Consider the following 26859-nt stretch of genomic DNA (forward strand, 5'->3'; position numbering starts at 1 on the left):
AGGCCCGGTCCACCGAACGTCCGACGGTGGTCCGGGCCGTACGGCCGGGCCGCGGGCAGCCCCGCGGCAGTGCGGCTACGGCAGCGCCAGCATCCGCTCCAGCGCGAGCTTCGCGTACTTCTCGGTCTCCGGGTCGACCTCGATCCGGTTGACCAGGTTGCCCTCGGCCAGCGACTCCAGCGCCCACACCAGGTGCGGCAGGTCGATGCGGTTCATCGTCGAGCAGAAGCAGACCGTCTTGTCGAGGAAGACGATCTCCTTGTCCTCGGCCGCGAACCGGTTCGCCAGCCGGCGCACCAGGTTCAGCTCGGTGCCGATCGCCCACTTCGAGCCGGCCGGGGCCGCCTCCAGGGCCTTGATGATGTACTCCGTCGAGCCGACGTGGTCCGCCGCCGCCACGACCTCGTGCTTGCACTCCGGGTGCACCAGCACATTGACGCCGGGTATGCGCGCGCGCACGTCCTCGACGGACTCCACCGAGAAGCGGCCGTGCACCGAGCAGTGCCCGCGCCACAGGATCATCTTCGCGTCGCGCAGCTCCTCGGCGGTCAGGCCGCCGTTCGGCTTGTGCGGGTTGTAGAGGACGCAGTCCTCCAGGGACATCCCCATGTCCCGGACCGCGGTGTTCCGGCCCAGGTGCTGGTCGGGCAGGAAGAGGATCTTCTCGCCCTGCTCGAAGGCCCACTCCAGCGCACGCTTCGCGTTGGACGAGGTGCAGATCGTGCCGCCGTGCCTGCCGGTGAAGGCCTTGATGTCGGCGGAGGAGTTCATGTACGAGACGGGTACGACCCGGTCGGCGACCCCGGCCTCGGTCAGCACGTCCCAGCACTCGGCGACCTGCTCGGCGGTGGCCATGTCGGCCATGGAGCAGCCGGCCGCCAGGTCCGGCAGCACGACCTTCTGGTCGTCGGTGGTCAGGATGTCCGCGGACTCGGCCATGAAGTGCACGCCGCAGAAGACGATGTACTCGGCCTCCGGCCGCGCCGCCGCGTCCCGGGCGAGCTTGAACGAGTCGCCGGTGACGTCGGCGAACTGGATGACCTCGTCGCGCTGGTAGTGGTGGCCGAGGACGAACACCTTGTCCCCGAGCTTCGCCTTGGCCGCACGGGCACGCTCCACCAGGTCCGGGTCGGACGGGGATGGCAGGTCGCCGGGGCACTCGACGCCGCGCTCGCTCCGCGGGTCGGCCTCACGGCCGAGCAGGAGCAGGGCGAGGGGCGTCGGCTGGACGTCGAGATCCTGGACGGGGTGGGCCGTGGTCACGTCACGCACCCTTTCTTCTCTGCTGAAAGCCTCTGCGAAAAGCTTCCGCGAATCCTTTTCGTCTAATTGACGCTATCTATCATATCCGGTTCACGTCACTTTGACGATGGCCATAGTGTCGATGTGACGCATCCCCCCGGCCGACCGGTGTGCGAGCATGAATGGAACGGCAAGCGCTCGGCCCGGAATGAATCCGCGGTCCCGACGGTTGCAACGTCGGCAAGCAGTCTCCGTACAACCCGGGAGAGAAGCAGATGTCCGTATCGGACGAGACCACCACCGTGAGCGACGGCATCCTCCTGTCCGACGCCGCCGCAGCCAAGGTCAAGGGCCTGCTGGAGCAGGAAGGCCGCGACGACCTGGCGCTGCGCGTCGCCGTCCAGCCCGGCGGCTGCTCGGGCCTGCGCTACCAGCTCTTCTTCGACGAGCGTTCGCTCGACGGTGACGTCGTCAAGGACTTCGATGGTGTCAAGGTCGTCACCGACCGGATGAGTGCTCCGTACCTGGGCGGCGCCTCCATCGACTTCGTCGACACCATCGAGAAGCAGGGCTTCACGATCGACAACCCCAACGCCACGGGCTCCTGCGCCTGCGGCGACTCCTTCAGCTGACCCCTGAGGGCGGCGCGCACACCGCGCCGGAACGGCACAACGGCGGCGGCCCGGATTCCGGGACCGCCGCCGTCGTCATGATTCCGAGGGCCCGGCGCTGTCCTGTCCGGGGCCCGGCGCTCAGGCGCGGGGCACCTCGCCGCCCGAGACCGCGTCGACCACCCTCCGGCCGCCGAGCGGCGCGTCGAGCGTCACCGTCCGGGTCAGCTCCTTGGCGATCATGATGCAGGCCGTCTTCCCGGACTGCTTCGCCTCCGTCACCTTCACGGTCACCCGGTCCCCGTCCTCGGTCGCGCTCGCCGTGTACGTACTGCACGCCCCGCCCCAGAACGTCACCGACAGGGCCCGCCCGTCGGCGCTGTACGACAGCAGCTGCCGGGACCCCCGCGCGTTCCCCGGGGGAGTCGTCGGGGCCGGCGTGGGGGCGGTCGTCGAGGGCGCCTCCTTCGCCAGGTACGCGGGCGCCACGGCGACCTGCGCCACCGTGCTGCCCCGCCCGCCCGCTGCCGGCCGCACCGAGAAGAGCCAGGACGGTACGAGCGTCCGCTCGCCCGCCACGTAACTCGACGCCAGGCCGAACACCGCCTTGTCGACCGTCACGGTCGTCGTCGTCGCCCGCTCCGCCCCGGTCCGCGCCCCGCAGTGCGCCTTCGGCGATTTCGGCGTCCCGTCCAGCGGTACGGGGTCGGCGCATCCGCCGATGTCCGTGCGGGCGTCCTTGCGGGACGCCGTCCCGTTCAGCTGCTTCAGCGCCTCGGCCGCGCCGATCACCGGATAGCTGTCGGCCTTCGTCAGGCCCTTCAACTGCCCGCTGCCGCCGACCACTTCACCGTCCGGGCCCACCTGGATCCCGGTCGACCAGCCGTAGGTGGGAAGGCCGCCCACCTTCGGGTCGGCGTTCACCACCCTTACCGAGCCCATGAGTTGGCGGGTGTCCAGCGCGGCGTCGCTCTGCCCCGTAGCCTTCAGGACCGGGGCCGCGGCAGCCCGCGCGGCGCTCTCGCCCACCGGGGTACCGCTGCCGCCCGGAGACTGCTCCACGTCCGAACAGGTCGCCTTCTTGCCGCAGTTGTCCGTACCGCCGGTGCCGTACCGGGCGAAGCTCCAGGTGCCCGGGGCCTGCTTCTCCACCCGCAGGAACGGGCCCGAACCGTCCCCGTCGGAGCCCACCTTCCAGTACGTGGCCTCCGCCTGCGGTGTGCCCACGAGGCCCAGCGCCTTCGCCAGCCGGGCCACCTCGGCGGCCGAGACGGTCCCGCGTGCGCGGTGCACGGCGGCCGTGCCCGGTCCCTCGGGCAGCGTGCCGGAGGCCCGGTAGACCACCCGGCCGCCGTTCGGGTCGGGCTCGCCCGGCGCGATGCCCTGCGCGGGCGCCCCGGGTGCCGTCGGGGTGCCCGCGTGCCCGTCCAGGGCCAGCGGGGGAGGGGTGCGCCGCCCGCCGTCGGCCGCGCTGTCGGACCTGCCGTCGCCGTCGGCCGCGGTCGCGGCCCAGTACGCACCGCCGCCACCGGCCAGCAGTACGGCTGCCGCCACCGAGGTCACGGCGAGCGGCGAACGCCGCCGGGGGACGGTCACGTCGTTGTCGGGTCGCTCGGTGCTCACCTGATCGCTCCTTCGCCTGCAGGGCCGTCGCGTGCCGCCGTCCGGCCTGTCGTCCGTCCCCGGGCCGGGGACGACGATGGGACGGGGCGGCGGCGCGCTCGGTTCCCGCGGGATTCCCGCGCGGGGCGGCGGGCGCGATCGGTACCGGCCTCCGGCGCCTCTCAGTCGCCGTAGTCGGACATGGCGTCGATCAGCCGGGCGGAGGCGGCCGGCACGGTGATCCCGTGAATCCGGGACGGTGCGACCGGTGCGGGGGCAGACTTCGCGGGGACCACCCAGTGCGGAGCCATCCGCGCGCAGTCACCGCGCAGCTCGGCCAGGCTGATCTCGGACTCGCGCGTGGCGATGTGGTTCGACATATCCGCACCGTAGGCACCACCGGCCATGGGAAGAAAGCCCTACTATCGGGTAGTTTTCTACCCTTCGCCTGAGTACCGGGAACCGGTAGCGTGAACTGTCATGCCGCCCCGGGAACACCGTCACCCGTTCCCCCCGATCTCCGCAGGAGAAGTCTCCCCGTGCGAATCGCAGTCACCGGCTCCATCGCCACCGATCACCTCATGACCTTCCCCGGCCGCTTCGCCGACCAGCTGGTCGCGGATCAGCTGCACACGGTCTCGCTCTCCTTCCTGGTCGACAACCTCGACGTGCGCCGGGGCGGTGTCGCCGCCAACATCTGCTTCGGCATGGGCCTGCTGGGCACGGAGCCGATCCTGGTCGGTGCCGCGGGCTCCGACTTCGACGAGTACCGCGCCTGGCTCGACCGCCACGGCGTCGACACCGGGTCGGTCCGGATCTCCGAGGTCCTGCACACCGCCCGCTTCGTCTGCACCACGGACGCCGACCACAACCAGATCGGCTCCTTCTACACCGGCGCGATGAGCGAGGCCCGGCTCATCGAGCTGAAGGCCGTCGCCGACCGCGTCGGCGGGCTCGACCTGGTCTCGATCGGCGCCGACGACCCCGAGGGGATGCTCCGCCACACCGAGGAGTGCCGCACCCGGGGCATCCCGTTCGCCGCCGACTTCTCGCAGCAGATCGCGCGGATGGACGGCGACGAGATCCGGATCCTCCTCGACGGCGCCACGTACCTCTTCTCCAACGAGTACGAGAAGGGGCTCATCGAGTCCAAGACCGGCTGGACCGACGAGGAGATCCTGGGCAAGGTCGGCCACCGGGTCACCACCCTCGGCGCCCGCGGCGTCCGCATCGAGCGCGCCGGCCAGGAGCCGATCGAGGTCGGCTGCCCGGAGGAGGAGACCAAGGCCGACCCGACCGGCGTCGGCGACGCCTTCCGGGCCGGCTTCCTCTCCGGTCTCGCCTGGGGCGTCGGCCTGGAGCGCGCCGCCCAGGTCGGCTGCATGCTGGCCACCCTGGTCATCGAGACGGTCGGCACCCAGGAGTACACCCTGCGCCGCGCCCACTTCATGGACCGCTTCACCAAGGCGTACGGCCACGAGGCCGCCGCCGAGGTCCGCGTCCACCTCGCGTAGTCAGGACAGCCGGCGGACCACATAGGCCGAGCCGCGGTCCGCCGGCTCCTCGCCCACGTACTCCTGCTCGCGCATCGCGCACCAGGCCGGGATGTCCAGACGGGCCGCCTCGTCGTCGGAGAGCACCGTCACCGTCCCGCCCACCGGCACCTCCCCGATCACCTTCGCCAGCTCGATCACCGGGATCGGGCAGCGCTTCCCGAGCGCGTCGACCACCAGGGACGCGGCCGGGGCGGTCTCCCTGGGCGGGGAGACGGGCGCGCCCAGCCGCTGCCGCACCTCCGCCACCACCCGGGGCAGCACGTCCAGGAAACGGTCGACGTCCGTCTCGGCGGTGCCGTTCGGCAGCGACACCCGTACGTTCCCCTCCGACAGCACCCCCATGGCCCTGAGCACATGGCTCGGGGTCAGTGTGCTGCTGGTGCAGGACGAGCCGGACGAGACGGAGAACCCCGCCCGGTCCAGCTCATGGAGCAGTGTCTCCCCGTCGACATAGAGACAGGAGAAGGTCACCAGATGCGGCAGCCGCCGCACCGGATCGCCGACCACCTCCACATCGGGCACCAGCTCCGGCACCGCGGTCCTGATGCGGTCCACCAGGGCCCGCAGCCGTACGGACTCGGCCGCGGCCTCGGCCCGCACCGCCCGTAGCGAGGCCGCCGCGGCGACGATCGCCGGAATGTTCTCGAACCCCGCCGCCCGCCCCGACTCCCGCTCGTCGGCCGGTCCCTGGGCGGCGAACCGGACCCCCTTGCGCACCGCCAGCAGCCCGACACCGGAGGGGCCGCCCCACTTGTGCGCGCTGCCCGCCAGCAGCGACCAGCCGTCCGGCACCGGCTCCCGGCCCAGCGACTGCGCGGCGTCCACCAGCAGCGGCACCCCCGCCGCCCGGCAGAGCTCCGCGACAGCGGCCACCGGCTGCTCGGTGCCGACCTCGTGATTGGCGGACTGCAGACAGGCCAGCGCGGTGTCCGCGCGCAGCAGCTCCGCGTAGGCCGCCGCGCTCACCGCCCCCGAGCGGTCGACCGGGGCCTCGGAGACCGATCCGCCCGCCGCCTCATGGGCGGCGGCCGAATGGAGGACCGACGAGTGCTCGACCGAGGAGACGACCAGATGGCGGCCGACACGCCGACGTCCCGCCAGAGCTCCGGAAATTCCCGAGTGCACCGCCCGGGTCCCCGAAGGAGTGAATGTGAGTTCGTCCGGGCGGCAGCCGACGGCCTCGGCGGCGGCCTCGCGGGCGGCGTCCAGCAGCAGCCGGGCCCGTCGGCCCTCGCGGTAGAGCCTGGCCGGGTCGGCCCAGCCCTCGTCCAGCGCGGCAAGCAGCGCCTGACGTGCGACGGGGTGCAGGGGGGCGGCGGAAGCGGTGTCGAAGTAGGGCACCCGGCCACGCTAGCCCGAGCCGGGCCCCGGCCCGGGGACGGGCCTGTGGCGGGGCCAGGAGAGGGGGCGTCAGATGGCGGCCGGAGGCCCGTATTCCACCCCTTCGGGGTGTCGGACGGCGCGTTGGGCACCCTCCCCGCGCGACCCCAAATAGCGTCCAGTAGGGTTTGGTCCGCATAAACATCCAAACCCCTGCCCGCGTCAGGGCGGCGACCGACCAGAGAGACGGCCGCGCCGACCGCGCGGGCGAGACTCTCGGGAAGGCGCTACGTGAGTCCCAACGGCTCCGACCGCTCGTCGCGGCGCCCGATGCGGCGGAAGCTGCCGCAGGTGCTGACTGCGGGCCTGATCCTGGCGACCGCAACCGGTTGCACATACAAGGACTTCCCCCGCCTTGGTATGCCCACGCCGGTAACAGAAGAGGCACCACGGATCCTTTCCCTCTGGCAGGGCTCGTGGGCGGCAGCGCTCGCCACGGGCGTGCTGGTCTGGGGCCTGATCCTGTGGAGCGTCATCTTCCACCGGCGCAGCCGCACCAAGGTCGAGGTTCCTCCGCAGACCAGGTACAACATGCCCATCGAGGCGCTGTACACCGTGGTCCCTCTGATCATCGTCTCGGTGTTGTTCTACTTCACCGCTCGCGATGAGACGAAGCTCCTCACCCTCTCCCCGAAGCCCGCCCACACCATCAACGTGGTCGGCTACCAGTGGAGCTGGGGCTTCAACTACATCGAGAACGTGGACGGCTCGACCGCCACGGGCAACGAGATCCCCAAGGAGCTCGACGCCATCCCCAACCGGTTCCAGAAGGACTTCCCCAAGGGTGCCGAAGGCGTCTACGACTTCGGTGTCCCGGGAACGCGGAACCCGCAGAACGGCAACCCGGGTCCGACCCTGTGGCTGCCGAAGGGCGAGAAGGTCCGTTTCGTTCTGACTTCGCGTGACGTCATCCACTCCTTCTGGGTGGTGCCGTTCCTCATGAAGCAGGACGTCTTCCCGGGCCACACCAACGCCTTCGAGGTGACTCCCAACCAGGAGGGCACCTTCATGGGCAAGTGCGCCGAGCTCTGCGGCGCCGACCACTCCCGGATGCTCTTCAACGTCAAGGTCGTCTCCCCGGAGCGCTACCAGGCGCACCTCGAGGAGCTGGCGAAGAAGGGCCAGACGGGCTACGTGCCGGCCGGCATCGAGCAGACTGACCCGGCCAGGAATGCGGAGACGAACAAACTGTGAGCATCCTCAACGAACCTCAGGGTGCCGCGGCAGCAGACGACTCGTACGAGGACGAGCTGCCGGTCCGGCGCAAGCAGCCGGGAAACGTCGTCATCAAGTGGCTGACCACCACTGACCACAAGACGATCGGCACGATGTACCTGGTCACATCGTTCGCGTTCTTCTGCATCGGCGGTCTGATGGCGCTCTTCATGCGCGCCGAACTGGCCCGTCCCGGCACGCAGATCATGTCGAACGAGCAGTTCAACCAGGCGTTCACGATGCACGGCACGATCATGCTGCTGATGTTCGCGACGCCGCTGTTCGCCGGATTCGCGAACTGGATCATGCCGCTGCAGATCGGCGCGCCCGACGTGGCGTTCCCGCGGCTGAACATGTTCGCCTACTGGCTGTACCTCTTCGGCTCGATCATCGCGGTGGCCGGCTTCCTCACTCCGCAGGGTGCGGCGGACTTCGGCTGGTTCGCCTACTCCCCGCTCTCGGACGCGGTCCGGTCGCCGGGTGTCGGCGCCGACATGTGGATCATGGGTCTGGCCTTCTCCGGCTTCGGCACGATCCTCGGTTCGGTCAACTTCATCACCACGATCATCTGCATGCGCGCTCCCGGCATGACGATGTTCCGCATGCCGATCTTCGTCTGGAACGTCCTGCTGACCGGTGTGCTGGTCCTGCTGGCCTTCCCGGTCCTGGCGGCCGCGCTCTTCGCGCTGGAGGCGGACCGTAAATTCGGTGCGCACGTCTTCGACGCGGCCAATGGCGGCGCATTGCTCTGGCAACACCTCTTCTGGTTCTTCGGCCATCCAGAGGTGTACATCATCGCCTTGCCATTCTTCGGAATCATTTCCGAAGTGATTCCGGTGTTCAGCCGGAAGCCGATGTTCGGCTACATCGGCCTGATCAGCGCGACGATCGCCATCGCGGGCCTCTCCGTGACCGTGTGGGCGCACCACATGTACGTCACGGGCGGTGTGCTGTTGCCGTTCTTCTCGTTCATGACCTTCCTCATCGCGGTACCGACCGGTGTGAAGTTCTTCAACTGGATCGGCACGATGTGGAAGGGGTCGTTGTCCTTCGAGACACCGATGCTCTGGGCCGTCGGCTTCCTGATCACCTTCACCTTCGGTGGTCTGACCGGTGTGATCCTGGCGTCGCCCCCGATGGACTTCCACGTCTCGGACTCGTACTTCGTCGTCGCGCACTTCCACTACGTCATCTTCGGCACCGTGGTGTTCGCGATGTTCTCCGGATTCCACTTCTGGTGGCCGAAGTTCACCGGGAAGATGCTGGACGAGCGGCTCGGCAAGATCACGTTCTGGACGCTGTTCGTGGGCTTCCACGGCACGTTCCTGGTGCAGCACTGGCTGGGCGCCGAGGGCATGCCGCGTCGTTACGCGGACTACCTCGCCGCGGACGGCTTCACCGCGCTGAACACGATCTCGACGATCTCCTCGTTCCTGCTCGGCCTGTCGATCCTGCCGTTCTTCTACAACGTGTGGAAGACCGCCAAGTACGGCAAGAAGATCGAGGTCGACGACCCGTGGGGCTACGGCCGTTCGCTGGAGTGGGCGACCTCCTGCCCGCCGCCGCGCCACAACTTCCTCACCCTGCCGCGGATCCGTTCCGAATCCCCGGCGTTCGATCTGCACCACCCGGAGATCGCGGCGCTGGAGCAGCTGGAGCACCACTCCGAGGATGACAAGGCCCTCGCTGGTGGCAAGGAGGCCGGCAAGTGAAGATCCAGGGCAAGATGTTCATCTGGCTGAGCGTCTTCATCCTCGCCATGGCCGTCACGTACGGCGTGTGGTCGAAGGAGCCGGCCGGTACCACCGCACTCGTCCTGGCCTTCGGGCTGAGCGTCATGATCGGCTTCTACCTGGCCTTCACGGCCCGGCGGGTCGACGCCATGGCGCAGGACAACAAGGAAGCCGACGTCGCGGACGAGGCCGGCGAGGTGGGGTTCTTCTCCCCGCACAGCTGGCAGCCGCTCTCGCTGGCGATCGGCGGCGCCCTGGCCTTCCTGGGCATCGTCTTCGGCTGGTGGCTGCTCTACTTCTCGGCCCCGGTCATCCTGATCGGTCTGTTCGGCTGGGTCTTCGAGTACTACCGCGGTGAGAACCGCACCCAGTGACCTCGCGTCACCGCTCCACCTGACGGGGGGCCCGTACTTCTCCACCAAGAGGAGTACGGGTCCCCCGTTCGCAGTCGCATCGCGCGCTGATACGGGGGAACCTCCTTAACGTGGGTCCATGAACCGCACGCCGCGCATCCGCCCCGTAGTGGGCTGCACTCTGCTGGTCGTGACCCTGGTCGCCGGTGTGACCGCCTGCGGCGGGTCCGGAGACCACCCCCTCGCGGAGAAGCCGTACGACGCTGTGGACGAGATCTCCGCCAACGCGTCCGACGGCGACGAGAAGGTCGATCCCGGCAAGTCGCTGGAGGTCACGGTCAAGGGCGACGACGGCCGGATCACGGACGTGTCGGCCGTCGACACGACCGGCCGCCACCTGGCGGGTGAACTCGACGCCGACGGGAAGCGGTGGCACTCCACCCTCCCGCTGGCCGCCGGCACCCGGTACACCGTCCGGGTCAGCACGGAGGACGACGGCGCTCCGGGCAGCCGCACGCTCTCCTTCGGGACCACCTCCGCCAAGAAGCTCCTGAAGGTCGCCTTCGGCCCGGAGGCGGGCACCTACGGCGTCGGACAGCCCATCACGGCGGAACTCAGCGCTCCGGTCAAGGACAGGGCCTCCAGGGCCAACGTCGAGCGCGCCCTCAGGGTCCGCTCGACCCCCGCCGTGACCGGCTCCTGGTACTGGGTCGACGACAAGACCCTGCACTACCGCCCGAAGGACTACTGGCCCGCCAGGGCCACCATCGACGTCACCAGCGGCCTGGCCGGCCGCAAGGTCACCGACGCCCTCTACGGAGCCCCCACGAAGCCGCTGAGGCTCACCACGGGCGACCGCATCGAGGCCCTCACGGACGCCGGGACGCACACGATGACGGTCAAGCGCGACGGAAAAGTGATCAATACCATTCCGGTCACCACCGGCAAGCCCGGCTTCTCCACCCGAAACGGCGTCAAGGTCGTGCTGGGCAAGGAGTACTACGTACGTATGCGCGGGGAGACGATCGGCATCGCGCAGGGCTCGTCGGACTCCTACGACCTGCCGGTCTACTACGCGACGCGCGTCACCTGGAGCGGCGAGTACGTGCACGCGGCCCCCTGGTCCACCGGCTCGCAGGGGTACGCGAACGTCAGCCACGGCTGTACGGGGATGAGCACGAGCCAGGCCGAGTGGTTCTACAACACCGTGCGGCCGGGCGACCTCGTCACGGTCGTGGGCAGCGAGGGCGAGACGATGACACCGTTCGACAACGGCTACGGCGACTGGAACCTGTCCTGGGCCAAATGGCTGAAGGGCAGCGCCCTGCAGAAGAACACCGCGCCGGACCGTACGGACACGATCCAGGCGGCGCGACTGCGCCCCGAGGTCTGACCGGACCGGGGAGTGCGCTGCCCTTCGGCGGGACCGCTTCCGGGGCCACGGCCCCGGAAGCGGGGGGTGTCAGGCGTTCACGCAGTCCCTGCTGCGCAGCAGGGCGGCCAGGGCGTCCGCGAACTCGACCGGTTCGACCGGCAGGGTCACGGCGGCGTCCGCACGGCTCCAGGTGGCCAGCCAGGCGTCCTGCGGGCGCCCGATCAGCAGCAGCACCGGCGGGCAGCGGAAGATCTCGTCCTTGATCTGCCGGCAGACGCCCATGCCGCCCGCGGGCGCCGTCTCGCCGTCCAGCACGCAGACGTCGATGCCGCCGCGGTCCAGTGCCTCCAGGACGGCGGGCAGGGTGGCGCACTCCAGGAATTCCACCGCGGGTACATCGGCCGCGGGCCTGTGCCCGGCTGCCAGCCTCACCTGCTCACGGGTGTTGGCGTCGTCGCTGTAGACCAGGACCGTGGCGGTCGGCTGCATTGTTCCTCCGTGACATCTGTGTCTTCGGGGCTTTCCGGGCATGAACCGATGCGCGGATCGTACTCCGCCCGACGCCCTGTCAGCACCGCCCGGGACAGCGGATCCATGGGCCGTTCGGGGAGGACACACCCGTCTGACACACCGAACGGCACCCCCCGGGGTGAGGGCGGGATAAGCGACCGACATAATGTCGGTCGTGGCGACAGCAACGACAGTAGAAACCGGGCACGCGCACCCGTCGGTCAATCGACCGAACCTCACCAGCGTCGGAACCATCATCTGGTTGAGTTCCGAGCTGATGTTCTTCGCGGCCCTCTTCGCGATGTACTTCACCCTGCGATCGGTGACGGGACCGGACCACTGGAAGGAAATGGCTTCGGCCCTGAACTTCCCGTTCTCGGCGACGAACACCACGATCCTGGTGCTCTCCTCACTCACCTGCCAGCTCGGCGTCTTCGCCGCGGAGCGGGGCGATGTGAAGAAGCTCCGTGCCTGGTTCGTGATCACTTTCGTGATGGGTGCAATCTTCATCGGAGGCCAGGTCTTCGAGTACACCGAGCTGGTGAAGAAGGACGGCCTCTCGCTGTCCTCCGACCCGTACGGCTCGGTGTTCTACCTGACCACCGGCTTCCACGGTCTGCATGTGACAGGCGGTCTCATCGCCTTCCTGCTCGTTCTGGGCAGGACATACGCAGCCAAGAGGTTCACCCACGAACAGGCGACCGCCGCCATCGTCGTGTCCTATTACTGGCACTTCGTCGATGTCGTATGGATCGGCCTCTTCGCCACGATCTACATGATCAAGTAACCGGGCTCGAACCCGAACCACATCCAGCATCGACGCAGAAGATCCTGACACCGGGGTAATCCGTGAAAAAGCTCTCCGCACGACGACGCCATCCGTTGGCGGCGGTCGTCGTACTACTCCTCGCGCTGGCGGCCACTGGGGGGCTGTACGCCGCGTTTGCGCCCGCGAGTAAGGCGCAGGCCGACGAAACCGCCCAGTCCCTCGCCATCGAAGAGGGCAAGAAGCTGTACTCCGTCGGTTGCGCCAGCTGCCACGGAACCGGCGGTCAGGGCACCACCGACGGGCCGAGCCTGGTCGGCGTGGGCTCCGCCGCCGTTGACTTCCAGGTCGGTACGGGCCGTATGCCGGCGCAGCAGCCCGGCGCCCAGGTGCCGAAGAAGAAGGTCATCTACAACCAGGCGCAGATCGACCAGCTCGCGGCGTACGTCGCGTCGCTGGGCGCCGGTCCGATCGTTCCGACCAAGAACCAGGTCAGCCCTGACGGTGCGGACATCGCCAAGGGTGGCGACCTGTTCCGTACCAACTGCGCGCAGTGCCACAACTTCACCGGTGAGGGCGGCGCGCTGACGAACGGCAAGTACGCGCCCAGCCTTGAAGGCGTGGACCCGAAGCACATCTACGAGGCCATGCAGACCGGCCCGCAGAGCATGCCGTCCTTCCCGGACACGACGATGCCCGAGCAGCAGAAGCGGGACATCATCGCGTACATCCAGACCGTGAACAGCGCCCAGTCGGAGAACCCGGGTGGTCTGAAGCTGGGTGGCCTGGGGCCGGTCAGCGAGGGGCTGTTCGCCTGGATCTTCGGGCTCGGCGCACTGATCGCAGTTGCCATTTGGGTCGCGGCCCACACCGCTAAGGCCAAGAAGTCATGAGTAGCCAAGAGATTCCAGAAGAGAACCTGCCCGCTGAGCAGGGCCCCGCGCACGGCGCGGTAGAGGGCGCGGACGACCCGTTCGCCGACCCGGGGCTGCCGGCCCACCAGCCGCGCATCCAGGACATCGACGAACGGGCCGCGAAGCGCTCCGAGCGCGCCGTCGCGTTCATGTTCACGCTGTCCATGCTGGCGACGGTCGGCTTCATCGCCTCCTACGTCATCTTCCCGGTCGACAAGATCGTGTACATCTGGCCCTTCGGCCACGTGAGCGCGCTCAACTTCTCCCTGGGTCTGACCCTGGGCGTGGCCCTCTTCGCGATCGGCGCCGGCGCCGTCCACTGGGCGCGCACGCTGATGTCCGACGTGGAGGTCGCCGACGACCGGCACGCCATCGAGGCGACGCCCGAGGTCAAGGCGAAGGTCCTGGCCGACTTCGCGGCAGGTGCCGAGGAGTCCGCGTTCGGACGGCGCAAGCTGATCCGCAACACCATGTTCGGCGCGCTGGCCTTGGTGCCGCTCTCCGGAGTGGTGCTGCTGCGCGACCTCGGTCCGCTGCCGGAGAAGAAGCTCCGCAACACCCTGTGGGCCAAGGGCAAGCAGCTCATCAACATGAACACGATGGAGCCGCTGCGTCCCGAGGACGTCGCCGTCGGTTCGCTGACCTTCGCCATGCCCGAGGGCCTGACGGAGGAGGCGGAGGACTTCCAGAACCAGATCGCCAAGGCCGCGCTGATGATCATCCGTATCCAGCCGGAGAACATCAAGGACAAGCGCGAGCGCGAGTGGGCCCACGAGGGAATCGTGGCCTTCTCCAAGATCTGCACCCACGTCGGCTGCCCGATCAGCCTGTACGAGCAGCAGACCCACCACGTGCTCTGCCCGTGCCACCAGTCCACCTTCGACCTCTCCGACGGCGCCCGCGTCATCTTCGGTCCGGCCGGTCACGCCCTTCCGCAGCTGCGGATCGGTGTGAACAGCGAGGGCAACCTCGAGGCGCTCGGTGACTTCGATGAGCCCGTCGGTCCTGCATTCTGGGAGCGCGGATGAGTACTGCGACCGACACACAGCGCAAGGCGCCCGCCGGTGAGCGGGTGGCCGACTGGGCGGACGGCCGGCTCGGGATCTACTCCCTGGCCAAGGCCAACATGCGCAAGATCTTCCCGGACCACTGGTCCTTCATGCTCGGTGAGATCGCTCTCTACAGCTTCATCATCATCATCCTCACGGGTGTGTATCTGACGCTGTTCTTCCACCCGAGCATGAACGAGGTCGTGTACCACGGCTCGTACGAGCCGATGCAGGGCATCAAGATGTCCGAGGCCTACGCCTCGACACTGGACATCAGCTTCGACGTCCGCGGTGGTCTGCTGGTCCGGCAGATCCACCACTGGGCCGCGCTGATCTTCCTGGCCGGCATGTTCGTGCACATGATGCGCGTCTTCTTCACGGGTGCGTTCCGCAAGCCGCGTGAGATCAACTGGCTGTTCGGCTTCCTGCTGTTCGTGCTGGGCATGTTCACCGGCTTCACCGGCTACTCGCTCCCGGACGACCTGCTCTCCGGTACGGGTGTCCGCTTCACCCAGGGCGCGATCCTGTCGATGCCGATCGTCGGCACGTACATCTCGATGTTCCTGTTCGGCGGAGAGTTCCCCGGTCACGACTTCGTCGCCCGGTTCTACTCGATCCACATCCTGCTGCTGCCGGGCATCATGCTCGGCCTGCTGGTGGCGCACCTGATCCTGGTCTTCTACCACAAGCACACGCAGTTCGCGGGTCCCGGCCGCACCAACAAGAACGTCGTCGGCATGCCGCTGCTGCCGGTGTACATGGCGAAGGCCGGAGGGTTCTTCTTCCTGGTCTTCGGCATCATCGCCGTCATCGCGGCCATCGCCTCGATCAACCCGATCTGGGCCATCGGCCCGTACCGCCCGGACCAGGTGTCCACCGGCGCCCAGCCCGACTGGTACATGGGCTTCGCCGAGGGTCTGATCCGAGTGATGCCCGGCTGGGAGATCAACCTCTGGGGCCACACGCTGGTCCTGGGCGTGTTCATTCCGCTGATGGCCTTCGGACTGGTGCTTGCGATCATCGCGGTCTACCCGTTCGTCGAGTCCTGGATCACCGGCGACAAGCGCGAGCACCACATCCTGGACCGCCCGCGCAACGCCCCGACCCGGACGGCCTTCGGTGTCGCCTGGATCACCGAGTACGTCATCGTCTTCATCGGCGGTGGCAACGACCTGTGGGCCACGCACTTCCACCTGTCGCTGAACGCCATCTCCTGGTTCGTCCGGATCTTCATCTTCGTCGGACCGGTCCTCGCGTTCATCGCCACCCGGCGGATCTGCCTCGGCCTCCAGCGCCGCGACAAGGAGAAGGTGCTGCACGGGCGCGAGTCCGGCATCATCAAGCGCCTGCCGCACGGTGAGTTCGTCGAGATCCACGAGCCGCTCGGCCCCGAGCAGCTGCACACGCTCACCGCGCACGAGCAGTACAAGCCGGTCGAGATCGGCCCGACGGTCGACGAGAACGGTGTCGAGCGCAAGGTGTCGGCCCTGCAGAAGCTGCGGGCCCGGCTCAGCAAGGGCTACTACGGCGAGGACAACCAGATCGCCAAGCCCACCGTCGAGGAGTACAAGGAGATCACCAGCGGCCACGGTCACCACTGATCGTCTGAACTGATCGCCACAGCAGGAGCCCCGTCCATTCGATGGACGGGGCTCTTCGCCGTCCATGGCGCTCGATAGGGTGGAGACATCCCTTTTACCGGCTGTGGACCCAGGAGCGGACCATGAACGTTGTGACCCCGATCGGCGGCGACAGCGTGGCGGACCGTTCCTGGCCCGGCGTGCTGAACCCGCTGCTCCGCGGCGAGAACCTCACCGCCGACGACACCGCGTGGGCGATGGACCGCATCATGAGCGGCGAGGCGACCGATGTGCAGATCGCCGGTTTCGCGGTGGCGCTGCGGGCCAAGGGCGAGACGATCGACGAGGTGTCCGGCCTGGTACGGGCGATGTACGAGCACGCCAACACCATCCACGTACCCGGCCGCACGCTCGACATCGTCGGCACCGGCGGCGACCTCGCCAAGACGGTCAACATCTCCACCATGTCGGCGGTCGTCCTCGCCGGTACCGGCGCCAAGGTCGTCAAGCACGGCAACCGCGCCTCCTCCTCGGCGAGCGGCTCCTCCGACGTGCTGGAGAAGCTCGGCGTCAACCTCGACCTCTCCGCGCAGCGGGTCGTCGAGGTCGCCGAGGAGGCGGGCATCACCTTCTGCTTCGCGGTGAAGTTCCACCCCGCCCTGCGCTACGTCGCACGGGCCCGCAAGGAGCTCGGCACGCCGACCACGTTCAACATCCTCGGGCCGCTCACCAACCCGGCCCGGGTGCGCTCCCAGGCCGTCGGCGTGGCCGACCTGAAGATGGCGCCCATCGTCGCCGGGGTGCTGGCCGAGCGCGGCAATTCGGCGCTGGTCTTCCGCGGCGACGACGGACTGGACGAGCTGACGACGACCTCGACCTCGCGGGTCTGGGTGGTCCGGGGCGGAGCGGTGCGCGAGGAGGCCTTCGACCCGCGCGACGTCGGTCTGGAACTGGTGCCCGTGGAGGCGCTGCGCGGCGCGGACGCCTCGTACAACGCCGATGTGGCCCGCCGGGTGCTGGCCGGCGAGCGGGGGCCGGTGCGCGATGCCGTGCTGCTCAACTCGGCGGCGGCGCTGGTGGCCCTGGACGCGGCGGACGGCACGCTGAACGAGCAGCTCGCGGCCGGGATGGCGAAGGCCGCCGAGTCCATCGACTCCGGCGCGGCGGCACGGGCGCTGGAGCGCTGGGTGGCGGTCAGCAACGCCTGAACGGGCGGAAATGTGGCGCAGGGCGCAGTCCGGATCCTGGACTGCGCCTTGCGCGTCTTCGTACGTATGGCAAGATGCTGGACAGGTCATGAGTGACAGCGACTACGGCCCCGGCCCGCTGTCCGGCAACCCTCCGTCCGTGGCGGGGTGCCCCGGGTGAAGACCAGGCCGTAGGCAGCGAGGTCTGCGGCAAGCGCGGGCCCCTCGGCATCTGTGAATGCCAACCCCCGGGGTCCTGGTCCCTAGGGAGTCTCTTGTGAGCACGCGAATGCGATAGGGCCGTCGGCCCTCTTCCGCACACCCCTCTTCACTCTTCCGCTGCGCTGCCGCGTATCCGCCGGCGCACGCGTTTCGCCTGCCTCTTACGGGAGTTCGCCATGTCTGTCTTCACCGCTGCCGCCGACCAGTCGCTTTGTGCCCCTCTGCCGGTTCTGGGCAAGGATGTAACGGTTCCGCTGGTCACCGGTGGTGAGGTCACGTACGCCGCTCTCGACTATGCCGCCAGCGCCCCCGCCCTTCAGCGGGTCTGGGACGACGTCGCCGCGTACGCCCCGTACTACGGCAGCGTCCACCGCGGGGCGGGTTACCTCTCGCAGCTCTCCACCGACCTGTTCGAGAACAGCCGCGCGACCGTCGCGGAGTTCCTCGGCTGCCGCGCCGACGACCAGGTGATCTTCACCCGCTCGACCACCGACTCGCTGAACCTGCTGGCCGCGGTCGTCCCGGCCGACTGCCAGGTCTTCGTGTACGAGACCGAGCACCACGCCTCGCTGCTGCCGTGGCGCGACGCCCGGGTGACCTACCTGAACGCCCCGCGCACCCCCGCCCAGGCCGTCGAGACGCTGGAGCGGGCGCTGGCCGACCGCGACCCCTACGGCCCCGCCCTGGTCTGTGTCACCGGCGCCTCCAACGTCACCGGCGAGCTGTGGCCGGTGAAGGAGCTGGCCGCCGCCGCGCACGCGCACGGTGCCCGGATCGTGCTGGACGCCGCGCAGCTCGCCCCGCACCACCCCGTCGACATCGCCGAGCTGGACGTCGACTGGGTCGCCTTCTCCGGACACAAGCTGTACGCGCCCTTCGGCTCGGGCGTCCTCGCCGGTCGGTCCGACTGGCTCCGGGCGGCCGAGCCCTACCTCGCGGGCGGCGGCGCCTCGCGCAAGGTCGCCCGCCGCACCGACGGCGGCGTGGACGTCGAATGGCACTCCACCGCCGCCCGCCATGAGGCCGGTTCCCCCAACGTCATCGGCGTGTACTCCATCGCCTCCGCCTGCAAGGCGCTCACCGAGGCGGGCTTCGAGAACCTGGTCGCCCGGGAGCAGCACCTCGTCGGCGAGGTCCGGGCCGGTCTCGCGGGCATCCCCGAGGTCAAGGTGCTCTCGCTGTTCGGCGACGACGCCCCGCGCGTCGGCGTCATCTCCTTCGTGGTGGAGGGCTGGAACAGCTCGCACTTCGCCGCCGCGCTCTCCGCCGAGTACGGAATCGGAGTCCGCGACGGACTGTTCTGCGCCCACCCGCTGGTCCGCACCCTGCTGGGCAGCGACCCGCAGGAGGTCGGCGAGTGCGGCGCCCCGGAGGCCGAGCCGGGGGAGCGCTCCCTCAACGCGATCCGGGTCAGCTTCGGCGCCGGTACTCCCGACGAGCACATCGAGCGCTTCGTCCGCGCGGTCACGGAGCTGGTGAGCAAGGGCGCCCAGTGGAAGTACCGCACCGAGGACGGCCGCTGCGTCCCGGACCGGGGTGCCGCGCAGCTCTGACGGCACACAGCACTTCGGCGGGGGACGGGCTCAGTAGCCCGTCCCCCGCCGAAGTGTCACGCGTGGGGTGTGCCTACGCGTCGAGGCCGATGGCGAAGGCGGCCTCCAGGTCGTGCTGCGAGTAGGTACGGAACGCCACATGCGTGTCGGTGGCCTCGACGCCGGGGATCTTGCTGATCCGGCCGGGGATGACATCGGCCAGATCGTCGTGCTTGGCCACCCGGACCATGGCGATCAGGTCGTACGTACCGGTGACCGAGAAGACCTCGCTGACACTGTCCAGCGCGGCGATGGCCTCGGCGATCTCGGGAATCCGGTCCACGCTGGTTTTGATGAGCACGATCGCGGTGATCACGGCTGGCTTTCTCCCTCGGTGGCCGTGGCTGGTGCCTTCACTCTATCCGTACGCCGGTAACGCCCCCAGGCGTAGAGAAAGCCCAGGGCGAAGCCCACCACATGGGCCAGATAGGCGACCCCCGGCCCCCCGCTGCCCGCGCCCTGGACCGCCAGCCACTGCAGCACGAACCAGAAGACCAGCACGATCCAGGCGGGAAAGCGCAACGGCAGGAAGAAGAGGAACGGGAACAGGCTGGTGACCCGGGCCCTGGGGAACAGATAGAGGAACGCCCCGAGCACCGCCGAGATCGCCCCCGACGCGCCCACCAGTGTCTGGTCCGACGTGGCGTGGGCGGCCGCGTAGGCGACCAGGGCGAGATAGCCGCTGATGACATAGAAGAAGGTGAACCCGACCCGGCCCATCCGCTCCTCGGTCATCGCCCCGAACACGTACAGGAACAGCACGTTGCCGAGCAGATGCAGCCAGCTGCCGTGCACGAAGAGGGCGGTGAACGGGGTGAGCAGGGCGTGCGCGGAGCCGTCCCACAGCTCGCTCGGGATCACGCCCCAGCGCTCGAAGTACCCGGCCTGGGCGGCGAGCAGCGCGTCGGCGCCGCCGGGGACCGGGTGGAAGCCGGACAGCGGGCTGACCACGAAGACCAGGGCGCAGACCGCGATCAGGGCATGGGTCACCAGCGGTCCACCGGTGACCGTCCGTAACAGTCGGCCGGTCTGTCCGCCGGTCTCGGCTCGCCGATCGATCATGAACAGAGCATGACGCAAGCGGAGGGAACGGGACAGACCGCCTCGCCGTGTCGGGGGGACGCGGTGAGGCCGTAGGGTTACGGCAGGACATCCGCAGTTCGACGGCGCACCGCGAGATCCTTGAATCAAGGCAGCACGACGCTCGACGAAAGAGGACGCAACGATGACGACGGTTCCCCAGCCGACCGACGGGACCCGCTGGCGCTGCACGCTCTGCGGGAATCTCACGCGCTTCGACGTGACGCGGTCCTCGAAGGTCGTCGAATATGTCCATCTCGACCTGGCCGGTGAGTCCAGCGTCGAGGAACGCGAGGTGGTCAGTGAGACCATCGAGTCGGTGCGCTGCCGTTGGTGCAACGCGGTGGACCAGATCGAACTGGTGGACAGGCCGGGTGCCGACTCCTGACGGAGCCGCGCCCACAGACATTTTGGGGTGACGGATGGTGGAGCAGCCCGATAACGGCGCCGAGTCGGCCGAGGCGGCCGACGACGCCGTCGAGGCGCTCGACCGCCCGCTGCCCGAAGGCGTACGGCGGCGGGTCGTCGCGCTGGTCTCGGACGCGTTCGGCGGCCTGACGGTCACCGAACTCCCGGCCCAGCTACGGCAGTACGCCCGCTTCACCCCGACCCGGCGCGCCAAGTTCGCCGGGAACGCGATGGCGGCCGCCCTGGAGAACGACGCGCTGTTCCGGCAGCGCATCGGCGAGCGGCTCAAGGAGGGGCAGCCGGAGCTGGCCGCCGCCCTGGAGTCCGGTGCGCCGCCGGCCGCCGCCGACCCCGTCGACGTGGCCGCGGCGGCCTATGTGCTGCGCCCGGCCGGCTGGGTGAAGCTGGTCGCCGCCGCCGGCGAGGAGGCGCAGCGTGTGCACGCCGAGCGCGCCGACGAGGAGAGCCGCCGCGAGCTGGAGCGGCTGCGCGAGGAGCTCGTCCGGGCCCGCTCCCAGACGAAGGACGAGACGGAGCGGCTGCGCGCCGAGCTGGACGCCGCCCGCAAGGAGGCCGAGTCCCTTCAGCGCAAGCTGCGCAGCGCCGTCAACGAGGTCAGGCGCGGTGAGGCCGCGCTGCGCCGCAGCCGGGCCGAGGCCGACGCGGTACGGGCCGAGGCGGCCGTCCAGGTCTCGGCGGCCGAGAGCGAGAGCCGCCGGCTCAAGGCGCGGCTCGGTGAGGCCGAGGCGTCCGTGGAGGCGGGCCGCCGGGCCGCCAGGGAGGGCCGCTCGGTCGAGGACATGCGGCTGCGGCTGCTGCTGGACACGGTGCTCGACGCGGCGAGCGGGCTCCGCCGCGAACTGGCCCTGCCACCCTCCTCGATCCGTCCCGCCGACGGCGTGGACGCGGTCGAGCCGGGCCGGATGTCGCCCAAGGACATCGCCGCCAGGGCCCTTTCGGAGACCGATCCGGCCCTGCTCGACCAGTTGCTCGCGCTGCCGCAGGCACACCTGATCGTAGACGGCTACAACGTCACCAAGACCGGCTATCCGCAACTGCCGCTGGAGAAGCAGCGGCTGAGGCTGCTGGGTGGCCTCTCGATGCTCGCCGCACAGACCGGCGCCGAGATGACCTGTGTCTTCGACGGGGCCGAGCTGGCGGCCCCGGTGCTGCTCGCGCCGCCGCGCGGGGTCCGGGTGCTGTTCAGCAAGCCCGGGGTGACCGCCGACGAGCTCATCCGGCAGCTGGCGCGCGCCGAACCTCCGGGCAGGCCCGTCGTGGTGGTCTCCACCGACCGCGAAGTCGCCGACGGAGTGGCGAAGGCGGGCGCCAGGCCCGTTGCGTCCGCCTTGCTCCTGAAGCGCCTTTCGCGCGTCTAGTGGCACTTGCCGGGTCTCGGCGGAAATCGGGGAACGGTCCGTCAGACCGCAGCTACACCCCGTGTGTCCAGGGTAAAGAAGTGCACCCCGTGATGAGATTTTTCGGGTGAGGATTTGAACTGATCACAAGTTGGTCACTAGGGTCAGGCCTCGAACCTTCGCACGGTTGATCACCCATCCGGGGTGACGGCGAAGGCACCGCCGAGTCCGTGACGTCCACGGAGCCGGGGATTCGATCCCCCACAGCCCGGTAGGCGGCTCGAGGAAGAAGGAGCTCGCCTTCGTGGCGTCCCACCGTCGTCCCAAGCAGCCGAGCCGCGCCCGTGTGACCGTGCTCACCGCGACCGCCGCCGCGGCCGTGGCCCTGACCTCCCAGGCGGCGCACGCCGACCCGAAGCCCTCCAAGAGCGAGGTCAAGGCGAAGGTCGAGAAGCTCAACCACGAGGCCGGTGCGGCCAACGAGCAGTACTACGGCGCCAAGGAGAAGCAGCAGAAGCTGGAGAAGGAAGTCGGCGCGCTGCAGGACAAGGTGGCCCGCGGCCAGCAGGAGATCAACAACCTGCGCAGCGGCCTCGGTTCGCTCGCCGCCGCCCAGTACCGCTCCGGTGGCATCGACCCGTCGGTGCAGCTCTTCCTCTCGTCCAACCCGGACACCTTCCTCGACGAGGCCTCGGCCCTCGACCAGCTGACGGCCAAGCAGACCGAGACCCTGGGGAAGATCCAGGAGAAGCAGCGGGTCCTCGCGCAGGAGCGCAAGGAGGCCCAGGACAAGCTCGGTGACCTCGCGGACGTGCGCAAGACGCTCGGCGCGAAGAAGAAGAAGCTCCAGGACAAGCTGGCCGAGGCGCAGCGCCTGCTCAACACGATGACCGCCGCCGAGCGCACGAAGATGCGCGAGGACGAGCAGCGCGCCAGCCGCGCCGCCGGCGACCGGGTCGACCTGGGCAAGGAGGTCCCCGCGTCCGCCTGGGGCGCCGCCGCCCTGAACGCCGCCGCCACCCAGGTGGGCAAGCCGTACGGCCGCGGCGGCACCGGCCCCGGATCCTTCGACTGCTCCGGGCTGACCCAGTGGGCCTACGCCCAGGCCAACGTCCAGATCTCCCGGGTCACGTACACCCAGGTCAACGACGGTGTCCACATCGGGCGCAGTGCGCTGAAGCCGGGCGACCTGGTCTTCTTCAACAACACCGAGCACGTGGGCCTCTACGCGGGCAACAACACCGTCCTGCACGCCCCGTACCCGGGCACGTTCGTCCGCTACGAGTCGATGAACACCATCGGCAGCTTCCAGTTCGGCGTGCGCGTCGGCTGACGACGCCCGAACGGGCGAATTCCCGCGCCCGCGCAGACCGTCCGCCCCGCCGGAGACCACAGGTCACCGGCGGGGCGTCGCCGTTTCCGCCGCCCTGCCTCCCGGCGCGGCCTGTGGCCGCTCCGTAACCGTCCGACTACTGTCTGCCTGCTGTGCAGCTCCCGGTCGTCGGTCCGCCCGCCCCGGGCGGCAGGGGCTGCGCGTCTGCGTACCGCGGAAGGGAGTGCGGCGTCCTGTGGTGTCCCATCGCCGTTCCACACAGTCCGGCCTCAACCTGAGCGTCCGGGCCACCGTTCTGTCGGCCGCGGCGGCGACCGCGGCCGCCACCCTCGGGGCGGCCACCGCGAACGCCGACCCGCAGGACGCGCCCCGCACCGCCAAGGAGCGGGTCGACCGGCTGTACACCGAGGCCGAGCAGGCCACTCAGAAGTACGACAGGGCCGGTGAGAACGCCGACCGGCTGCGCGGCGAGATCGGCCGGGCCCAGGACCGGGCGGCCCGAGGCCAGGAACAGGTCAACCGGATGCGCGCCGTGCTCGGTTCGGTGGCGAGCGCGCAGTACCGGTCCGGCGGCATCGACCCCTCGCTCGCCCTGCTGCTCTCCTCCGACCCGGACACCTACCTCGACCGGGCGGCCGTGCTGGAGCGCCTGACCGACCTCCAGACCGCCGAACTGCACGAACTCCAGCAGGTCCAGCGCGGACTGGCGCAGACCCGCACGGAGGCGGCCCGCGCGCTGGCCGAGCTGGAACGCAGCCGGGCGGACGCCACCCGTCACAAACGGACCGTCCAGCGCAAGCTCGCCGAGGCCAGGCGGCTGCTGGACACGCTGCCCGGCGCCGACCGGGCGCGGTTCGAGCGGGCCTCGCGCTCCGGCCGCGACGTCGGGTATCCGGCCCTGGCCGATCTCCGGGCCGATCTCCCGGCCGGCTCCGGGCGCGCCGCGGCCGCCGTCATGGCGGTCCAGCAGGCCCTGGGCCGCCCGTACATCTGGGGGGCCAACGGACCGGCCGGATTCGACTGCTCCGGGCTGATGCAGTGGGCGTACGCCCGCGCAGGGGTCAGCCTGCCGCGGACCTCGCAGGCCCAGCGGTACGCGGGACACATGGTGCCGCTCTCCGAGGCCCGCCCCGGCGACCTGGTCGTCTACCGCGCGGACGCCAGTCACGTCGCGATGTACGTCGGCAACGGCCAGGTGATCCACGCCCCGTACCCCGGGGCCGCGGTGCGCTACGACCCGGTCGGCATGATGCCCGTCTCCTCGGTCACCCGCGTCTGACCGTACCCTCGATCGGGTGAACCAGAGGCGGGGACGGAACGGGGCGCGGCGCGCGGTCGGCGTGCTGCTCGCCGGTCTGCTGCTCGTCTCCGGCTGCGCGGCCCCCGACGACGACGGCGCCGCCCCCGGGGCCACCGACCGTGCCGTCCGCGCCGTGCTGGACCGCCGGGCGGCCGCCGTGCTGGACCACGACCCGGCGGCCTACCTGGCCACGACGGACCCCGGGGCCACCGGACTGCGCACGGCCCAGCGCCGGGAACTGGACAACCTCGCGGACGTCCCGCTGAGTTCCTGGACGTACCGGCTGCGCCAGGTGACCGCACGGGGCACCGACCGGGCCACCGCGGAGGTCGAGCTGGGCTACCGGATCAAGGGCTACGACGCCGCCCCGGTCACCTCGGACCGGGTGCTCGACCTGCGACGGGACCGGGCGGACGGCCGTTGGTACGTCGTCGGCGACCGGGCGGGCGCGGACCAGGTCCGCCAGCTCTGGCAGCAGGGCGACGTACGGGTGGTGCACGGGAAGCACAGCCTGGTGCTCGGCGTCGGCCGCACCGAAAGGGAGCTGCGCGCCATCGCGGGGACCGCGGACCGCGCGGTGCCCGCCGTCTCCCGTGCCTGGCCGGAACGCTGGGCGGGCCGGGTGGTGGTGCTCGTGCCGCGGACGGTGGAGGACATGGCGGGGCTGCTGGGGTCGGCGGCCGCGGACTACCGGGGCATCGCCGCCGTCACCACCGGGCGGACCGGCTCCGCGGGCCGGAACCCCGCGGACCGGGTGATCGTCAACCCGCAGGCGTACGGCACGCTCAGCCCCCTCGGGCAGCGGGTCGTCCTCACCCACGAGACCACCCATGTCGCCACCCGCACCCGCACCTCCGCCGCGACCCCGACCTGGCTCTCCGAGGGCTTCGCGGACCGGGTGGCCTACCGCGCGGAGGACCGCGCGCCCGCGCAGATCGCGCCCGGACTCGCGGAGGCCGTCCGGCGCGGCGACCCGGCGGCCGAGCTCCCCACGGACGAGGACTTCGGCTTCGCGGGCGACCCGGAGCGCCTGGCGAGGGCGTACGAGGGCGGCTGGGCGGCCTGCGCGCTGATCGCCGACCACTGGGGCGAGGAGAAGCTGTCCGCCTTCTACCGGGCCGTCGGGGGGCACGCGGGACGGGACGGAGCGGTGCGGCAGGCCATGCGCGAGGTGCTCGACACGACCCCGCAGGAGTTCACCGTGCTCTGGCGGGAGTGGCTGCGCTCCCGGCTCGGTTAGGACCTTCCGTACCGGCCGGGACGGACCGGTCGGCGGACCCGCCGTCGCCGTGCGTCGCTCCCAGCACCGTGTGCCGCCACAGCCGGCGGCAGGCGATCAGCGTCGCCGCGACCAGCAGTCCGTTGCGCAGGAGCATCAGCGTCACGCCGGTCGCGTCACTGGTCACCACATGGGTGAACCCGAAGGGGAACTCCCACTGGGTGAGGCCCGTCGCCAGCAGCACCAGACCCGCGGGCAGCACCATCCGGCTGTCGCGGAACACCAGGCAGACCGCCGCCAGCCCGACCAGCCACAGCATGTACTGGGGGCTGAGCACCCGGCTCGTCGTGGTGAACAGCAGCACCGCCGCGAACGCCGCGTCCGCCGGGGTGCTCGCGCCGAAGTCACGGGCCCGCAGCCGCCACAGCAGCAGCCAGGCGAGCGCGAGGACGGACAGACAGAGGGCGAGCGTGCTCACCAGCGGCACGTACGGACCCAGGAACTCCATCGAGCCGTAGTGGAACTCCACCCGGCCCGGCCAGCCGAACTGCCGCGCCACATGGAAGACCAGCGCGCCCAGCGACTCGACCTCGGTGCCCCGGTCGCGCTGGGCGCCGAGGAAGGCCAGCGACCCCGGCATCGCCACGGCGCACCCCACCAGCAGCCCGGCCCCCGTCACCGCCGCGGCCGTCCACGCCAGGCGCGTGCGCCGGCCGCGCGCCGTACCGGCCAGGACCAGCGCCGGCCACACCTTCAGCAGCGCGCCGACGGCGGCCAGCGCCCCCATCACCCGCGGATGCCGCAGCCCCGCCAGGAGCGCCGCCACCGCCACCGCCGTGACCATCACGTCGTAACGGGCGTACGCCGTCGTGCCGAGCAGCGGCACCCCCGCCACCCACACCCAGGTGCCCGCCTGCCACCGGCCGTCGCCCCGGCCCGCGTACATCAGCAGCCCCAGCACCAGCAGATCGCAGACGAACGCGAGGACGAAGAAGGCCGAGGCGTAGTCCAGGAACGGCAGCAGCGCGGGGGAGAGGACGGCGAGCGCGGCCAGCGGCGGGTACTGCCAGGTGACGTCGGACTCCGGATACGTACCGGTCTTCAGCACCTCGGACCAGCCGTGGTAGATCACCGAGACATCACTGGTCACGTCCGGTCCGGAGAGCGTGATGACCTTGGTGACACAGAGCAGCAGCACGACCCTGGTCAGGGTCCACACCGCCATGGCGGCGAGCCGTGCGCCGGTCGATCCCGTCATGACCGTCTCATCCGTT

General features: G+C 70.0%; 25 protein-coding genes and 1 riboswitch. Of the genes, 17 read left to right on the forward strand and 8 right to left on the reverse strand.

The genetic code is table 11. From position 1 onward, the window contains the following. Window positions 1-75: 75 nt before the first annotated feature. The gene (gene nadA, locus GA0115234_RS20685) at window positions 76-1272 is read right to left on the reverse strand and encodes a quinolinate synthase NadA (RefSeq protein ID WP_176729225.1); all 1197 of its coding nucleotides are present in this window, start codon (window positions 1270-1272) and stop codon (window positions 76-78) included. 245 nt (window positions 1273-1517) lie between these two features. Between nadA and GA0115234_RS20690 the strand changes: the two genes are divergently transcribed. After that, on the forward strand, window positions 1518-1874 hold the full coding sequence (locus GA0115234_RS20690; RefSeq protein WP_030933606.1) for a HesB/IscA family protein: 357 nt from the start codon (window positions 1518-1520) through the stop codon (window positions 1872-1874). A gap of 120 nt (window positions 1875-1994) precedes the next feature. Here the strand turns inward: GA0115234_RS20690 and GA0115234_RS20695 are convergent, their stop codons facing one another. Together GA0115234_RS20695 and GA0115234_RS20700 are read right to left on the reverse strand one after the other, a co-directional pair. Continuing rightward, a complete protein-coding gene (locus GA0115234_RS20695) occupies window positions 1995-3476 on the reverse strand; it encodes a hypothetical protein (RefSeq protein WP_093543792.1) in 1482 nt (493 codons plus the stop codon). A gap of 161 nt (window positions 3477-3637) precedes the next feature. After that, window positions 3638-3835, reverse strand: coding sequence for a hypothetical protein (locus GA0115234_RS20700; protein ID WP_093543794.1), 198 nt, complete (start codon window positions 3833-3835; stop codon window positions 3638-3640). A gap of 159 nt (window positions 3836-3994) precedes the next feature. Here GA0115234_RS20700 and GA0115234_RS20705 point away from each other — a divergent pair, with 159 nt between their 5' ends. Continuing rightward, on the forward strand, window positions 3995-4969 hold the full coding sequence (locus GA0115234_RS20705) for a carbohydrate kinase family protein (RefSeq protein ID WP_093543796.1): 975 nt from the start codon (window positions 3995-3997) through the stop codon (window positions 4967-4969). Here the strand turns inward: GA0115234_RS20705 and GA0115234_RS20710 are convergent, their stop codons facing one another. Continuing rightward, window positions 4970-6352 carry a cysteine desulfurase/sulfurtransferase TusA family protein gene (locus tag GA0115234_RS20710; RefSeq protein ID WP_093543798.1) on the reverse strand — a complete coding sequence of 461 codons (1383 nt, stop codon included), beginning with the start codon at window positions 6350-6352 and terminating at the stop codon, window positions 4970-4972. A gap of 270 nt (window positions 6353-6622) precedes the next feature. Between GA0115234_RS20710 and coxB the strand changes: the two genes are divergently transcribed. The 4 genes from coxB (at window position 6623) to GA0115234_RS20730 (ending at window position 11085) form a co-directional block, all read left to right on the forward strand. Next, window positions 6623-7585 carry an aa3-type cytochrome oxidase subunit II gene (gene coxB, locus GA0115234_RS20715; RefSeq protein ID WP_093543800.1) on the forward strand — a complete coding sequence of 321 codons (963 nt, stop codon included), beginning with the start codon at window positions 6623-6625 and terminating at the stop codon, window positions 7583-7585. Then, window positions 7582-9318, forward strand: a complete 1737-nt coding sequence (gene ctaD / locus GA0115234_RS20720) for an aa3-type cytochrome oxidase subunit I (RefSeq protein WP_093543802.1) — start codon at window positions 7582-7584, stop codon at window positions 9316-9318. Before coxB ends, ctaD begins: the two co-directional genes overlap by 4 nt. Beyond that, complete coding sequence (locus GA0115234_RS20725; protein WP_093543804.1) at window positions 9315-9713, forward strand: cytochrome c oxidase subunit 4; 399 nt, start codon at window positions 9315-9317, stop codon at window positions 9711-9713. Before ctaD ends, GA0115234_RS20725 begins: the two co-directional genes overlap by 4 nt. A 118-nt stretch (window positions 9714-9831) precedes the next feature. Then, on the forward strand, window positions 9832-11085 hold the full coding sequence (locus GA0115234_RS20730) for a L,D-transpeptidase (protein ID WP_093543806.1): 1254 nt from the start codon (window positions 9832-9834) through the stop codon (window positions 11083-11085). Window positions 11086-11154: 69 nt separating this feature from the next. Here GA0115234_RS20730 and GA0115234_RS20735 read toward each other — a convergent pair whose 3' ends face one another. Beyond that, window positions 11155-11556 (reverse strand): response regulator transcription factor, encoded by a 402-nt coding sequence (locus GA0115234_RS20735; RefSeq protein WP_093543807.1) that lies wholly within the window; start codon window positions 11554-11556, stop codon window positions 11155-11157. A gap of 187 nt (window positions 11557-11743) precedes the next feature. Here GA0115234_RS20735 and GA0115234_RS20740 point away from each other — a divergent pair, with 187 nt between their 5' ends. The 6 genes from GA0115234_RS20740 (at window position 11744) to GA0115234_RS20765 (ending at window position 18848) form a co-directional block, all read left to right on the forward strand. Next, on the forward strand, window positions 11744-12364 hold the full coding sequence (locus tag GA0115234_RS20740) for an aa3-type cytochrome oxidase subunit III (protein WP_093543808.1): 621 nt from the start codon (window positions 11744-11746) through the stop codon (window positions 12362-12364). Window positions 12365-12426: 62 nt separating this feature from the next. Next, window positions 12427-13236: a cytochrome bc1 complex diheme cytochrome c subunit gene (locus GA0115234_RS20745; protein ID WP_093543809.1), complete on the forward strand. Its 810-nt coding sequence runs from the start codon at window positions 12427-12429 to the stop codon at window positions 13234-13236. After that, on the forward strand, window positions 13233-14285 hold the full coding sequence (locus GA0115234_RS20750; RefSeq protein WP_093543811.1) for a cytochrome bc1 complex Rieske iron-sulfur subunit: 1053 nt from the start codon (window positions 13233-13235) through the stop codon (window positions 14283-14285). Before GA0115234_RS20745 ends, GA0115234_RS20750 begins: the two co-directional genes overlap by 4 nt. Next, window positions 14282-15907 carry a cytochrome bc1 complex cytochrome b subunit gene (locus tag GA0115234_RS20755; protein WP_093543813.1) on the forward strand — a complete coding sequence of 542 codons (1626 nt, stop codon included), beginning with the start codon at window positions 14282-14284 and terminating at the stop codon, window positions 15905-15907. Before GA0115234_RS20750 ends, GA0115234_RS20755 begins: the two co-directional genes overlap by 4 nt. A gap of 122 nt (window positions 15908-16029) precedes the next feature. Continuing rightward, the gene (gene trpD, locus GA0115234_RS20760; protein WP_093543815.1) at window positions 16030-17094 is read left to right on the forward strand and encodes an anthranilate phosphoribosyltransferase; all 1065 of its coding nucleotides are present in this window, start codon (window positions 16030-16032) and stop codon (window positions 17092-17094) included. Between the two features lie 84 nt (window positions 17095-17178). Then, a riboswitch (SAM riboswitch) is annotated at window positions 17179-17296 on the forward strand. A 175-nt stretch (window positions 17297-17471) separates the two neighbouring features. Beyond that, window positions 17472-18848 (forward strand): aminotransferase class V-fold PLP-dependent enzyme, encoded by a 1377-nt coding sequence (locus tag GA0115234_RS20765; protein ID WP_093543816.1) that lies wholly within the window; start codon window positions 17472-17474, stop codon window positions 18846-18848. A 73-nt stretch (window positions 18849-18921) separates the two neighbouring features. Here GA0115234_RS20765 and GA0115234_RS20770 read toward each other — a convergent pair whose 3' ends face one another. Together GA0115234_RS20770 and GA0115234_RS20775 are read right to left on the reverse strand one after the other, a co-directional pair. Beyond that, window positions 18922-19203 carry an Lrp/AsnC family transcriptional regulator gene (locus GA0115234_RS20770; RefSeq protein WP_093543818.1) on the reverse strand — a complete coding sequence of 94 codons (282 nt, stop codon included), beginning with the start codon at window positions 19201-19203 and terminating at the stop codon, window positions 18922-18924. After that, the gene (locus tag GA0115234_RS20775; RefSeq protein ID WP_093543820.1) at window positions 19200-19949 is read right to left on the reverse strand and encodes a rhomboid family intramembrane serine protease; all 750 of its coding nucleotides are present in this window, start codon (window positions 19947-19949) and stop codon (window positions 19200-19202) included. Before GA0115234_RS20775 ends, GA0115234_RS20770 begins: the two co-directional genes overlap by 4 nt. A 163-nt stretch (window positions 19950-20112) precedes the next feature. Here GA0115234_RS20775 and GA0115234_RS20780 point away from each other — a divergent pair, with 163 nt between their 5' ends. From GA0115234_RS20780 to GA0115234_RS20800, 5 genes are all read left to right on the forward strand, one after another. Then, window positions 20113-20355: a hypothetical protein gene (locus GA0115234_RS20780; RefSeq protein WP_014156692.1), complete on the forward strand. Its 243-nt coding sequence runs from the start codon at window positions 20113-20115 to the stop codon at window positions 20353-20355. A 37-nt stretch (window positions 20356-20392) separates the two neighbouring features. Continuing rightward, window positions 20393-21754, forward strand: a complete 1362-nt coding sequence (locus GA0115234_RS20785; protein WP_093543898.1) for an NYN domain-containing protein — start codon at window positions 20393-20395, stop codon at window positions 21752-21754. Between the two features lie 283 nt (window positions 21755-22037). Continuing rightward, the gene (locus GA0115234_RS20790) at window positions 22038-23066 is read left to right on the forward strand and encodes a C40 family peptidase (protein WP_176729226.1); all 1029 of its coding nucleotides are present in this window, start codon (window positions 22038-22040) and stop codon (window positions 23064-23066) included. 235 nt (window positions 23067-23301) lie between these two features. Further along, the gene (locus GA0115234_RS20795) at window positions 23302-24345 is read left to right on the forward strand and encodes a C40 family peptidase (protein WP_093543822.1); all 1044 of its coding nucleotides are present in this window, start codon (window positions 23302-23304) and stop codon (window positions 24343-24345) included. 16 nt (window positions 24346-24361) lie between these two features. Further along, window positions 24362-25606 (forward strand): hypothetical protein, encoded by a 1245-nt coding sequence (locus GA0115234_RS20800; protein WP_176729227.1) that lies wholly within the window; start codon window positions 24362-24364, stop codon window positions 25604-25606. On the opposite strand, the gene GA0115234_RS20805 is transcribed toward GA0115234_RS20800, so the two are convergent. Then, a complete protein-coding gene (locus GA0115234_RS20805) occupies window positions 25563-26843 on the reverse strand; it encodes a glycosyltransferase family 87 protein (RefSeq protein ID WP_093543823.1) in 1281 nt (426 codons plus the stop codon). The genes GA0115234_RS20800 and GA0115234_RS20805 overlap by 44 nt on opposite strands. Between the last annotated feature and the right edge of the window lie 16 nt (window positions 26844-26859).

This window comes from Streptomyces sp. DvalAA-43 (assembly GCF_900091725.1).
In the GTDB taxonomy this organism is placed as follows: Bacteria; Actinomycetota; Actinomycetes; order Streptomycetales; family Streptomycetaceae; genus Streptomyces; species Streptomyces pulveraceus.

Coding starts and splice junctions, on each gene's coding strand:
- GA0115234_RS20690 (WP_030933606.1), top strand. CDS start 1,518: ATGTCCGTATCGGACGAGACCACCACCGTGAGCGACGGCATCCTCCTG.
- GA0115234_RS20700 (WP_093543794.1), bottom strand. CDS start 3,835: ATGTCGAACCACATCGCCACGCGCGAGTCCGAGATCAGCCTGGCCGAG.
- GA0115234_RS20730 (WP_093543806.1), top strand. CDS start 9,832: ATGAACCGCACGCCGCGCATCCGCCCCGTAGTGGGCTGCACTCTGCTG.
- GA0115234_RS20735 (WP_093543807.1), bottom strand. CDS start 11,556: ATGCAGCCGACCGCCACGGTCCTGGTCTACAGCGACGACGCCAACACC.
- GA0115234_RS20740 (WP_093543808.1), top strand. CDS start 11,744: ATGTCGGTCGTGGCGACAGCAACGACAGTAGAAACCGGGCACGCGCAC.
- GA0115234_RS20750 (WP_093543811.1), top strand. CDS start 13,233: ATGAGTAGCCAAGAGATTCCAGAAGAGAACCTGCCCGCTGAGCAGGGC.
- GA0115234_RS20755 (WP_093543813.1), top strand. CDS start 14,282: ATGAGTACTGCGACCGACACACAGCGCAAGGCGCCCGCCGGTGAGCGG.
- trpD (WP_093543815.1), top strand. CDS start 16,030: ATGAACGTTGTGACCCCGATCGGCGGCGACAGCGTGGCGGACCGTTCC.
- GA0115234_RS20765 (WP_093543816.1), top strand. CDS start 17,472: ATGTCTGTCTTCACCGCTGCCGCCGACCAGTCGCTTTGTGCCCCTCTG.
- GA0115234_RS20775 (WP_093543820.1), bottom strand. CDS start 19,949: ATGATCGATCGGCGAGCCGAGACCGGCGGACAGACCGGCCGACTGTTA.
- GA0115234_RS20780 (WP_014156692.1), top strand. CDS start 20,113: ATGACGACGGTTCCCCAGCCGACCGACGGGACCCGCTGGCGCTGCACG.
- GA0115234_RS20805 (WP_093543823.1), bottom strand. CDS start 26,843: ATGACGGGATCGACCGGCGCACGGCTCGCCGCCATGGCGGTGTGGACC.